This is a genomic window from Chryseobacterium sp. SIMBA_029 (genome assembly GCF_046535275.1).
In the GTDB taxonomy this organism is placed as follows: domain Bacteria; phylum Bacteroidota; class Bacteroidia; order Flavobacteriales; family Weeksellaceae; genus Chryseobacterium.
Genome location: NZ_JAWRXA010000002.1, coordinates 64,803 through 76,274, shown reverse-complemented (window position 1 = coordinate 76,274; position 11,472 = coordinate 64,803). Strand labels below are relative to the sequence as shown.

General features: G+C 36.8%; 11 protein-coding genes. 7 read left to right on the top strand and 4 right to left on the bottom strand.

Features of this window, described 5'->3' with window-relative positions:
* Nucleotides 1-31: 31 nt before the first annotated feature.
* Nucleotides 32-889, top strand: coding sequence for a neutral zinc metallopeptidase (locus tag SB679_RS03610; protein WP_410700851.1), 858 nt, complete (start codon nt 32-34; stop codon nt 887-889).
* Nucleotides 890-941: 52 nt separating this feature from the next.
* Here SB679_RS03610 and SB679_RS03605 read toward each other — a convergent pair whose 3' ends face one another.
* Both SB679_RS03605 and SB679_RS03600 read right to left on the bottom strand, forming a co-directional pair.
* Nucleotides 942-1,778: a GLPGLI family protein gene (locus SB679_RS03605; RefSeq protein ID WP_410700850.1), complete on the bottom strand. Its 837-nt coding sequence runs from the start codon at nt 1,776-1,778 to the stop codon at nt 942-944.
* Nucleotides 1,779-1,785: 7 nt separating this feature from the next.
* On the bottom strand, nt 1,786-2,739 hold the full coding sequence (locus SB679_RS03600; protein ID WP_410700849.1) for a GLPGLI family protein: 954 nt from the start codon (nt 2,737-2,739) through the stop codon (nt 1,786-1,788).
* A 214-nt stretch (nt 2,740-2,953) separates the two neighbouring features.
* Here SB679_RS03600 and SB679_RS03595 point away from each other — a divergent pair, with 214 nt between their 5' ends.
* The 4 genes from SB679_RS03595 to sufD all read left to right on the top strand — a co-directional run bounded on the left by SB679_RS03595 (nt 2,954) and on the right by sufD (nt 7,054).
* Nucleotides 2,954-3,283 (top strand): HesB/IscA family protein, encoded by a 330-nt coding sequence (locus SB679_RS03595; protein ID WP_410700848.1) that lies wholly within the window; start codon nt 2,954-2,956, stop codon nt 3,281-3,283.
* 57 nt (nt 3,284-3,340) lie between these two features.
* A complete protein-coding gene (gene sufB / locus SB679_RS03590; protein WP_034708779.1) occupies nt 3,341-4,789 on the top strand; it encodes a Fe-S cluster assembly protein SufB in 1,449 nt (482 codons plus the stop codon).
* Between the two features lie 73 nt (nt 4,790-4,862).
* Complete coding sequence (gene sufC, locus SB679_RS03585; protein WP_034708780.1) at nt 4,863-5,606, top strand: Fe-S cluster assembly ATPase SufC; 744 nt, start codon at nt 4,863-4,865, stop codon at nt 5,604-5,606.
* 140 nt (nt 5,607-5,746) lie between these two features.
* Nucleotides 5,747-7,054: a Fe-S cluster assembly protein SufD gene (gene sufD, locus SB679_RS03580; RefSeq protein ID WP_034709802.1), complete on the top strand. Its 1,308-nt coding sequence runs from the start codon at nt 5,747-5,749 to the stop codon at nt 7,052-7,054.
* Nucleotides 7,055-7,116: 62 nt separating this feature from the next.
* Here the strand turns inward: sufD and SB679_RS03575 are convergent, their stop codons facing one another.
* Nucleotides 7,117-8,037 (bottom strand): DUF3078 domain-containing protein, encoded by a 921-nt coding sequence (locus tag SB679_RS03575; protein WP_410700847.1) that lies wholly within the window; start codon nt 8,035-8,037, stop codon nt 7,117-7,119.
* A 232-nt stretch (nt 8,038-8,269) separates the two neighbouring features.
* Nucleotides 8,270-9,196: a DUF3078 domain-containing protein gene (locus SB679_RS03570; RefSeq protein ID WP_410700846.1), complete on the bottom strand. Its 927-nt coding sequence runs from the start codon at nt 9,194-9,196 to the stop codon at nt 8,270-8,272.
* Nucleotides 9,197-9,460: 264 nt separating this feature from the next.
* Here SB679_RS03570 and SB679_RS03565 point away from each other — a divergent pair, with 264 nt between their 5' ends.
* Both SB679_RS03565 and dprA read left to right on the top strand, forming a co-directional pair.
* Nucleotides 9,461-10,228, top strand: coding sequence for a rhomboid family intramembrane serine protease (locus tag SB679_RS03565; protein ID WP_410700845.1), 768 nt, complete (start codon nt 9,461-9,463; stop codon nt 10,226-10,228).
* Between the two features lie 32 nt (nt 10,229-10,260).
* Nucleotides 10,261-11,370, top strand: a complete 1,110-nt coding sequence (dprA, locus tag SB679_RS03560) for a DNA-processing protein DprA (RefSeq protein WP_410700844.1) — start codon at nt 10,261-10,263, stop codon at nt 11,368-11,370.
* Nucleotides 11,371-11,472: the final 102 nt, after the last annotated feature.

Here is an 11,472-nt window from a genome sequence, read left to right as displayed (position 1 = left end):
TTATAAATTTACCTACACAAAAAAAAATACTATGAGATGGACAGACGACAGAAGTGATAATGTTGATGACCGCCGAGGCACAGGAGGAGGAGGAGGCATGATTGTAGGAGGCGGATTAGGAACATTAATTATTGCTGCTATAGTTTTCTTTTTAGGCGGCGATCCTTCTTCTTTACTTTCTTCTGGCGGTGGAAATGCACCTGCACAGACTGAACAGAGAACATTAACCCCTGAAGAACTTCATATCCGGGACTTTATAAAAATGCTCACCGCTGAAAATGAACAGACATGGACTTCCATTTTTGCAGCCAACGGAATGCAATATACTCCGGCTACAGTCGTATTATTTGAAAATAATACCACTTCAGGATGTGGACCTGCCGAGTCGGCTATGGGACCTTTTTACTGCCCGGCAGACCAAAAGGTGTATATGGATATGAGCTTTTTTAATGAACTCCAGCAAAAGTTTGGAGCCAAAGTAACGGAATTCACGGTCGCTTATGTGTTAGCTCATGAAATGGGCCATCATGTACAGACCTTATTAGGAACCACTCAAAAAGTAGATGCGCTGAGAAGAAACGGGCGCTATTCTGAAGCCGACCTAAACAGAGTTTCTGTTGCTACAGAATTACAGGCTGATTTCTATGCTGGTGTCTGGGCAAAAAACACAGATGATAAGGAACATATTTTACAACCCGGAGATCTACAGTCTGCCATTGATGCCGCACAGGCCGTTGGGGATGACAATATCCAGAAAAAGTCTCAGGGATATGTAAATCAGGAAAGCTTTACGCACGGATCTTCTGCACAACGTAAAGAATGGTTTATGAAAGGTTACAATACCGGAGACATTAAACAGGGTGATACTTTCAATCAACTTTTAAAATAATTCTCCTTAACAAAAATAAACCCCCTGAAGTTATTCTTCAGGGGGGTTTGCTTTATTGCAATTCGATAGGGTTGCTGTTTTTCTTCGCTTCTTCTTTTACCCTCTCCTCCATTCTTTTTCTCATATCTGCAGGATTCTGGTTGCCGCCACCGCCTCCCGCTCTTGGCGGAGCCGGAAAGCCACCACCTCCATTTTGCATAAATGATATCGGATCAGTCTTATATTTTTGTTGTTGCTTCAGGTAATCTGTTCTTTTCACTTTCAAGGTGTTTCCAAACTGATTTAAAGTAGGAATTTCAGCAATTTTATAATTCTTCATCAGGTCAAAAGAATATTCACCTTTATCATCTTCAACTTTAACAATAAGTCCCGGAAGTCCACTAAACTTATAAGGTCCGTCCTGATAAGGCAAATCCGTTGTAAACCAGGCTGTCCATTTTCTTCCTCCAAAACCGGTGGTTGCTTTTTGAACTTTATATTCTCCTATCTTAGAAGTTTCGGAAGACATCTTCCAGTTCAAAGGACGATCCTCTTCGTAAACGTAAATATCTCTTCCTATCCTGTCTTTATAAGATATTTTCTGACTGGATTTGTCTTTTTCAACAGAATAGCTGATATTGGTCCTAAATCCTTCCAACTGCTCTCTATTAATTGAGCCTCTTCCACCTCCACCCTGAAAAGCTTTTTGTAGAGTAGAATCTCTTTTCGCTCTGTTTTCAGAATAAAAAAGGGATTTTTCTGCTGAAATATCCAGATATGCATTTTCTGTTTTAATATCATTTTTATTTTCAGCGTCTGGTTTCATTGTAACCTGATACACAAACCTGTTGGTCTGTGCAAAAGTATTCTGTATAAACAGCGCTAAAGCAATGATGCCTATTTTTTTCATTTTTAATTTATTTTAATTCAATTGGATTTTGGCTTATTCCGCTTTTAAAAGGAAGATTTTCTGTACCGGTATTTGAAATGGAAGCAGAATTATCTTCCATTCCTCTGTGTGACATTCCGCCACCACCTGAATGGCCGCCGCCCATTCCGCCGCCTCTCATTCCGCCCATTCCGCCGCCATGTTTTCCACCTCCGCCACCGCTGAAGCTTTGCGTCCGTCCATCACCACCTCCTGCCTGAAGTCTTTTATTTTTCACAAATTCCAGTTCCATAGCCGCTTTATCACTGTGGAAATTAGCTCTTGTACTTTGTCTTGCATCAGAAGAAACGGGCTCTTCGAAAGCATTTTTCAACGTCACTTTTTTAACAAGATCGAATTTATAATCTCCTTTATCATCTTCTAATTTCACGATCAGCCCCGGTAATCCGGAAAATTTATAGGGTCCATCCGAAACAGCAATCTGTTTGGTAAACCATGCTGTCCAGACCCTTCCACCAAAATTAGCAACCGCTTTCTGAGCAGGATATCCGTTTTGTTGCTCCGTATCATTAAGTATGTCCCATTGTATAGGCCTGTCTTCCTGATAATAAATTTGTTTTCCGGCTACTCTATCATAATAATATACCTTGTGATCAGGAACATTTTTAGTGATGTAATAGTCAAAAAAAGTAGGCTCAGCATGTTTTCCTATGCCAAGCTTAGAAAAATCTTTTTTTTCTTTTTTATTTTCTTCCTTTTCATCCATTTTCATTGTGGTGAATAAAGAATCTTTAATCAGCTTGTTCTCACTGATAAATAAAGAGCGGTTTTCTTTAACATCCAAAAATGTTCTTTCACTTTTCATACTTACCAGATTGATTGAATCCGGGTTGACTAAAGTTTCATAAATGTATCTTACCGTCTGTCCATAGGACATCGTTAATAAAAACAACCCAAAAAAAACGAGGAGTTTCTTTTTCATAATTATTTCTTTTATAGATATAAAATCCGGTTCAAAGTTAAATCAAAAACAGATTCTTCAGATTGACGATAGAAAATTTATATAATTTTAACAGTAACAATCATATTCATAATGATCTTAATAAGAACGGAATCATTAAAATAGATATCTTCAATTTGAGATTGCGGAAATTAGTTCGTATTTTTGCATGATTAAATCATTCTAAATAAATACAATGATAAAAGTTTCAGATTACGCAAAGGAAAAAGCAATCCAATTGATGACAGAGGATGGCTTCGACCCTACTGAAGATTATATAAGAGTTGGGGTAAAAAGCGGAGGATGTTCTGGATTAGAATATGTTTTGAAGTTTGACAACCAAAAAACAGATACAGATCAAATTTTTGAAGACAATAATATCAAAATTATTATAGATAAAAAGTCGATCCTCTATTTAGCGGGTACCACTCTTGAATATTCAGGAGGTTTAAACGGAAAAGGATTTGTGTTCAACAATCCTAATGCATCCAGAACATGTGGTTGTGGAGAGAGTTTTTCTTTATAGAGAAAGACAGTAGATAATATCAGACTCAGACTATGTTCTGAAATCTAAAAAAAAACAATGAGTAAATATACTGAAGACGACTTAAGAGTCGATCTAGAAAATAAAAAATACGAATTCGGTTGGGAAACGAAGATCGATTATGAAGATTTCCCCATTGGATTAAATGAAGATGTTATCCGTGCTATTTCTGCTAAGAAAGAAGAGCCGCAATGGATGACAGACTGGCGTTTGGAATCCTTCAAGATCTGGCTGAAAATGGAAGAACCTACTTGGGCAAATATCAAGTATGAAAAACCGAATTTTCAGGGAATCCGTTATTACGCAGCTCCAAAATCCAATCCTGAACTGGCAAGTCTGGATGAGGTAGACCCGGAATTACTAAAAACGTTTGCAAAACTTGGTATCAATATCGAGGAGCAAAAAAGATTGTCAGGGGTAGCGGTAGATATCGTTATCGATTCTGTTTCTGTGAAAACAACATTCCAGGATACTTTGATGGAAAAAGGAATTATTTTCTGCTCCATTTCAGAAGCAATTAAAAATCACCCTGATCTGGTAAAGAAATATCTTGGAAAAGTAGTTCCAAGAGGTGATAATTTTTACGCCGCATTGAATTCCGCAGTATTTTCTGACGGAAGTTTCTGCTATATTCCTAAAGGAGTAAGATGCCCAATGGAACTGTCTACTTATTTCCGTATTAACCAAGCCGGAACAGGTCAGTTTGAAAGAACACTGGTTATTGCTGATGAGGGAAGTTATGTTTCTTATCTTGAGGGCTGTACAGCTCCATCAAGAGATGAAAACCAGCTTCATGCTGCTGTTGTAGAGCTTATTGCTTTAGATGATGCTGAAATCAAATATTCTACCGTTCAAAACTGGTATCCCGGAAATGAAGAAGGAAAAGGAGGTGTTTTCAATTTTGTAACCAAAAGAGGAATTTGCGAACGAAATGCAAAAATATCCTGGACCCAGGTTGAAACCGGTTCTGCAGTAACCTGGAAATATCCGTCTTGTATATTGAAAGGGGACAATTCTATCGGAGAGTTCTACTCTATTGCTGTGACGAATAATCACCAATATGCAGATACCGGAACGAAAATGATCCATATTGGAAAAAATACGAGATCAACCATTATTTCAAAAGGTATTTCAGCAGGAAAATCACAAAACTCATACAGAGGATTGGTAAAAGTAATGCCTTCAGCAAAAGGAGCCAGAAACTTTTCTCAATGTGACTCTTTACTGATGGGTAATGAATGTGGTGCTCACACATTCCCTTATATTGAAATTAAAGACCCAACGGCACAATTAGAACACGAAGCAACCACCTCAAAAATCGGAGAAGATCAAATTTTCTACTGTAACCAGAGAGGAATTGATACAGAAAGAGCAATTGCACTGATTGTGAATGGTTTCAGCAAAGAAGTTCTGAACAAACTACCCATGGAATTCGCCATTGAAGCCCAAAAATTACTGGAAATTTCTTTGGAAGGTTCTGTTGGATAATAAAAATAAATCGAGAATAAGCGGTAAGAAGTGATTATTCAATTGCCTATTACCAAATGTCATATTAAAACTTATGTTAAATATAAAAAATCTACACGCCAAAATTGAAGACGGCGCAGAAATATTAAAAGGTATTAATCTAGAAATAAAGCCAGGTGAAGTTCATGCTATCATGGGACCTAACGGTGCTGGTAAATCTACTCTTTCTTCTGTAATTGCAGGAAAAGAAGACTACGAAGTTACAGACGGAGAAATTATTTTCCAGGGAGAAAACATCATTGAAGATGCTCCTGAAGATAGAGCACACAAAGGAATTTTCCTTTCTTTCCAATATCCGGTAGAGATTCCTGGTGTTTCTGTAACGAACTTTATAAAAGCTGCTTTAAACGAAAACAGAAAAGCAAACGGACTTTCCGAAATGCCTGCAAAAGAAATGCTTGCTATGATCCGTGAGAAATCTGAAAAGCTGGGCATCAAAAAAGATTTCCTTTCAAGATCTCTAAACGAGGGATTCTCCGGAGGTGAAAAGAAGAGAAACGAAATTTTCCAGATGATGATGCTTAATCCTAAATTGGCGATTCTTGATGAAACAGATTCAGGATTAGATATCGATGCTTTAAGAATTGTGGCTGACGGGGTAAACCAATTTAAGAATGAAGGAAATGCAGTTCTTTTGATTACTCACTATCAAAGACTTCTTAATTATATCCAGCCGGATTTCGTCCATGTTTTGGCCAATGGTAAAATTATTAAAACTGGTGACAAATCGCTTGCTTTAGAATTGGAAAGCAAAGGCTACGACTGGCTTCTTAACTAATATTGAACGCTAGAGCATTTTTGGGAACAACCTATTTTATGTTCTCCGGGATGACAACGAATGAAACGGGGAAACCGTAACATATTGACAACAGTTTTATTTTAAATATATTAAAAAAGGTGATGGCCGAAATATCAGTAATGGCGTTATACGAACAAATTACAGACAACCATAGTAAATTTCTGGAGAGCCTTCGTCACAGATTTTTAGACGAGGACAGACAGGCTGCTCTTCATACATTTGAAAACCTTGGTTTTCCTACAAAAAAAGACGAAGAATATAAATATACCAACCTAAAGGAAATCACGGAAAAAAGCTATAATTTCTTTCCGAAAGAAAGTCATAATATTACGAAAGAGCAATTGGATCTTCTTCATTTGGGAGAAGAAAATTTTGACTGGATCGTTTTTGTAAACGGTAAGCTTCATAAAGAATTATCAAAAGTTTCTATTGAAAATGTAGAGTTTCTTTCTTTCAACTATGCGTTGAATGATGAGAAGCACAAAGAGGTTTTTGACAAGTATTTTAATACCATTGCTTCCAAAGACACCGCTTTTACCAATCTGAACCTTGCGTACTGCAAGTATGGGTTCTTTTTGAAAGTACCAAAAAATGTAGTGATTGAAAAACCAATTCACGTTTTTTATATTTCTCAAAATCAGGAAGAAAATACATTCTACAATACGAGAAACTTATTGATCGTAGAAGAAGGAGCAAAAGTGGAAATTATTGAAAGCCATCATAATTTTGATGATACTTTCGTACTGACCAATTCAGTAACAGAGATTTTCACGTATCCTAATGCTAAAGCAGACTGGCATAAAGTTCAGAATGATAATGACACTTCTTATCTTATAGACAGTACGTTCGCAAGACAGGAAAAAGACAGTTTAACGACTGTAAATACGTTCACTTTTGGAGGTAAGCTGGTAAGAAACAATCTGGATTTCATTCATAATGGACAGAATATCAATTCATTTATGAATGGAATTACCATTATTGGAAAAGATCAGCTGGTAGACCACCATACGGCAGTTCACCACAACCAGCCTCACTGTGAAAGTTACCAGAATTATAAAGGGATCTTTAAAGATAATGCACATGGTGTATTCAACGGAAAAGTCTTCGTTGACAGAATCGCTCAGAAAACAAATGCGTATCAGCAAAATAACAACGTTTTATTAAGCGAAGGAGCAACGATTGATACCAAACCTCAGTTAGAGATCTTTGCAGACGATGTGAAGTGTTCTCACGGCTGTACCGTAGGTCAGTTGAATAAAGATGCCCTGTTCTATTTAAGAGCAAGAGGTATTTCTAAAAAAGAAGCTCAGGCTTTACTGTTATATGCATTTGCGAATGATGCAATGCAGAATATCGACATTGAGCCTCTTAAAGAGAAAATATCAAAGCTTTTAGCAGAAAAACTAGAAGTAGACATAGAGTTCTAAAATAAATTGATACATAAAAAGCACCTCCGTCGAGGTGCTTTTTTAATTTTATATCTGTTGGATTATTTCATCCACGATTGATTGTCTTTTTTGTCGGAACGTTTTCTTCCGTTATCAAAATTATATCCAAATCCCACTCCTAAAGTCTGTTTAAGCTGTGTTTTCTGAATTTGATTATGATCATACATCAGATCCAAAGTAATATTGGAAGAAATATATTTATTGATCTTCATATTTAAAACAGCACCATAAGCAAGCACTAATCTGTCAGGATGATCTAAATAATTTGAAAATACAGAACCCGTATTCGTCAAGTTAATATTCTCCATAAGCTTCACTTTATACATTGCCGTTCCTAAGAAACCGAACTGAAACAATGAAGTATCACCATCTTTCTTCAAACCGTAGCTTCCGGCATATTGCAGATCTTTATCTGATACAAAAGTTATTCTTGCATTAGCAGGACGAAGGGTCATTGTAAAATTTTCATTAGGACGGTAAGTCACTCCTACCCCAACATTAATGTATCCAGGAGCCATAAAATTTGAAATTTTACGGGCATCGGGGTTATTCCCGTCTTCATATCCAGCTGCAAACTGAGTCTGCAGACTTGCACCTCCGGAAAGATACCAGTGTTGTGCAAATTCTCTTCCATAGTTCGTAGAAAGATTAATTACATCCTGTGTTTTTCTTGTTCCTGTACCTTTTGTATTGTTCTGCCCATAGCCCAGAATAACGATGTTTTCCCAGAGATCTTTACCTTTCTCATAAGTCATATTGTAATTGACACCGGCAAGCCATCCAACATTGTTGGCTCCCCCGCCAACCCAGTTTGAAAAAGCAGCTTGATTAAGCATTAATGTATTTTGTCCCTGGATAGACCAAGCCTTTACAGTATCTACTGCCGGGGCATCGGTTTTAGCTTCTTGAGCAACAGCGCTTACCCCTAGGGAAAAGGAAGCAGCTAATAAAAGTTTTTTCATGTTTAACGATTTTCATTACAAATGTATAAATATAATTCCTCACGAAAAACAAATCACTTAAAATTGAAATACGAAATTACTATTTAACGCATTAAAAGCTTGAAGATTACAAAAATAAAAGGTAAAAAATGAAGAACTAAACTTAAAATAACTTATCTCATTATTGCTTTACATGCAATAAAACGGGGGCTTTTAGATCTAAAAGCCCCCCGGTTTATAAAGTATATTTGTTTTATTTCTTAATCCACCATTGACTGTCTTTGCGGTCGGAACGCTTTCCTCCTTTATTTAAAACATAGGCAAAACCTATTCCCAACGTTTGTTTTAGCTGGGTTTTCTGAATTTGATTATGATCATATAACAGGTCTACCGTAATATTGGATGAGATGTATTTGTTAACCTTGAAGTTTAAAACAGCACCATAAGCAAGTACTAACCTGTCCGGATGATCCAGATAGTTTGAGAATATAGAAGCAGTACTGGTTAAATTCACATTTTCCATGATTTTCACTTTGTATAAAGCTGTTCCCAGGAAACCGAACTGCAGCAATGAAGAGTCACCATCTTCTTTCAGACCATAATTTCCGGCCAGCTGAAGCTCTTTATCAAGAACAAAAGTCCATCGGGCGTTGGTAGGACGTAAGGTAACCGTTAAATTATCATTAGGTCTGTATGTTATACCCATACCCACGTTTAAATAGCCAGGTGCCATGAAATTGGAGATCTTTTTTGCTTCTGGATTATTTCCGTCTTCATATCCTGCAGAAAACTGGGACTGTAAACCTGCTCCTAACGATAAATACCAGCTTTTGGAAACTTTCCTTCCATAATTGGTGGAAATATTAATGACATCCTGCGTCTTTCTCACTCCCAATCCTTTGGTGTCATTCTGACCATAGTCCAATGCAATAATATTCTCCAAAAGATCGTTACCTTTTTCATAGGTAATATTATAATTAACCCCGGCAATCCATCCTACGTTATTCGCTCCACCACCGACCCAATTCGAGAAAGCAGCCTGATTAATCATCAAACTGTTTTTCCCTAAAACCGACCAATATTTAACGGTGTCTACTACTGCAGAATCCTTTTTTAATTCTTCTTGTGCACTTGCATATATCCCCATAGAAAAGGAAAGAATCAATAAAAACTTTTTCATTATTTTAAATGATTTTCATTGCAAAAGTATTAATATATTTTTTGTTGAGCGAAAATTTTCCTGACAAAGCACCTTTAAAAGCAACATCTTTCAGTATAAAAAACTGATAACAAACCATTTATAAAAAACCCGTTTCAATAGATTCGATTGTATAACCAGTGGCCTAAAACCTTACCTTTTGTCTTAAAATCCGTCTGCTTTGTACAAATCATCGCCAAAATTTCCGAAATTTATCATTGGCTTTTGATTTGACGTAAAATCTTCATGTTTAAAAATGTAATTTCCAACAGAGCTATTATATACCCACTGGTAATGCTTGCCGCCATGTGGTTTGGCTACTTTTTGCAAACGCAGGGATTTTTCAGCAGCTGTTTTGGTGCCATCATTCCCTTACTTCCGGAAGGCCTGCTTGGAATTATCACCTCTCCCCTTTTACATGGGAATCTTGATCATATTATAGGAAATTCAATTCCGATTGCTGTGTTGATGTTCCTTCTTTATCAATTTTATCCTTTAGTGGCCAATAAGGTCTTTATCAGCGGCTGGCTGGCTACGGGACTTCTCGTTTGGCTTTTGCCGCCTATTGACATTGTTACCGGCGAATACATGTACACCTGTACAATCGGTGCAAGTGGAGTTGTTTATGTTCTTGCATTTTTTCTTTTTTTCAGTGGCGTATTTAAGTGGAATACAAAGCTTTTAACGATATCTCTGCTTGTTGTCCTGTATTATGGAAGTTTGATCTGGGGAATGTTTCCGGAAGAATTATTTTACAATCTTCAGGAGCCAAGCAAAATCTCATGGCAGGCCCATCTTTCAGGTGCTGTAGTGGGGAGTATTATAGCGTTCGCATTTAAAAATGTAGGAGAGAAAAAGAAAAAATACATCTGGGAATTTCCTAATTATTATAACGAAAAAGATGACAAGCTATGGCAGGAATACAAAGAAAATCACCCCGATGACTTCCTGGAACTGCCTTATAAAAAACGTGACGATATCTGGGATCATTTGGAGGAATTAAGGAGGAAATAAACTTATTTTACTACATTTGAAAAAAAACACACATGATTTCCGAAGAATACCTCTATGCAATCGCGCTGCGCGAATGCAGCTTTATCGGCGACATCAATTTCCATAAACTTGTGCAGACCTTTGGAAGCGCAAAAGAAACCTGGGAAAAAGCGAAAAAGGAATACAACAGGCTGGATGGAATAGGCAGAAAAACCGTTTCTGATATTGGCAATACAGAACATCTGAAATTTGCGGAGAAAGAACTTCAATTCTGCGAAAAGAACAGCATACAAATTAAGCTCAGACATCTCAGTGAAATTCCTCAACTGCTTAATGAATGTGATGATGCTCCCGCTATTCTGTATCAAAAAGGCACCCTTGATGATCATTTTCAAAAAATAAGTATCGTTGGCACCAGGAATATAACTCCTTACGGCAAACAGTTTATCCATGACTTCTTTGATGAAACTCAATCCTTTAAATATGTATCAATCAGTGGACTAGCTTTAGGCATTGACAAAGAAGTCCATGAACAATCTCTTCATTATCAGATTGCTACGGTTGCTGTTTTAGCCCACGGTTTTCATACATTATATCCGGCAAAAAACAGAAAATTATCTGAGAAAATACTACAGGAAGGAGGCGCTTTACTCACGGAATTCAATTCAGCGAGAAAACCGGACAGAGAAAATTTCATTCAAAGAAACAGAATTGTGGCGGGAATTTCTCCTTCGACGATCGTTGTAGAAACAGCTTTTGGAGGTGGTTCAATTAGCACAGCTACTTTTGCCAATCATTATAACCGGGACGTTTTTGCACTCCCCGGAAAGATAACAGATTCTTACAGCCAGGGATGTAATCACCTGATTTTTCAGAACAAAGCGGCGGCCATTTCGTCTGTAAAAAACCTAATCGATTCTTTAGGATTTCATAAACCTAAAGAGAAAATAGAAGAGCTATTTCCTTATCATGAAACAACCATACAACTATCTGAAAATCAAAAACTAATATATCAATCAATTAGAGACAATCCACAAATTTCTTTAGATGATTTGGCGGAAAAAATTTCACTCGCTTCGTATAAAATTTTGCCTGTAATTTTAGAATTAGAGCTTTTGGGGAAAGTGAAATCGCTTTCCGGGAGACAATTTATGGCAATTTGATATTTAACGATTTCTTAATATTACATTATTTCAGACATAACATTTAATTTTTAATAAAAATTACACACAAATTATCAATTTAATAAAAATTCGAAACATTAT

Bases quoted from the DNA above. Each gene is read 5' to 3' on its own strand.
- SB679_RS03600 (WP_410700849.1), bottom strand. From the start codon at position 2,739: ATGAAAAAGAAACTCCTCGTTTTTTTTGGGTTGTTTTTATTAACGATG.
- dprA (WP_410700844.1), top strand. From the start codon at position 10,261: ATGATTTCCGAAGAATACCTCTATGCAATCGCGCTGCGCGAATGCAGC.
- SB679_RS03610 (WP_410700851.1), top strand. From the start codon at position 32: ATGAGATGGACAGACGACAGAAGTGATAATGTTGATGACCGCCGAGGC.
- SB679_RS03605 (WP_410700850.1), bottom strand. From the start codon at position 1,778: ATGAAAAAAATAGGCATCATTGCTTTAGCGCTGTTTATACAGAATACT.
- sufC (WP_034708780.1), top strand. From the start codon at position 4,863: ATGTTAAATATAAAAAATCTACACGCCAAAATTGAAGACGGCGCAGAA.
- sufD (WP_034709802.1), top strand. From the start codon at position 5,747: ATGGCGTTATACGAACAAATTACAGACAACCATAGTAAATTTCTGGAG.
- sufB (WP_034708779.1), top strand. From the start codon at position 3,341: ATGAGTAAATATACTGAAGACGACTTAAGAGTCGATCTAGAAAATAAA.
- SB679_RS03570 (WP_410700846.1), bottom strand. From the start codon at position 9,196: ATGAAAAAGTTTTTATTGATTCTTTCCTTTTCTATGGGGATATATGCA.
- SB679_RS03595 (WP_410700848.1), top strand. From the start codon at position 2,954: ATGATAAAAGTTTCAGATTACGCAAAGGAAAAAGCAATCCAATTGATG.
- SB679_RS03565 (WP_410700845.1), top strand. From the start codon at position 9,461: ATGTTTAAAAATGTAATTTCCAACAGAGCTATTATATACCCACTGGTA.
- SB679_RS03575 (WP_410700847.1), bottom strand. From the start codon at position 8,037: ATGAAAAAACTTTTATTAGCTGCTTCCTTTTCCCTAGGGGTAAGCGCT.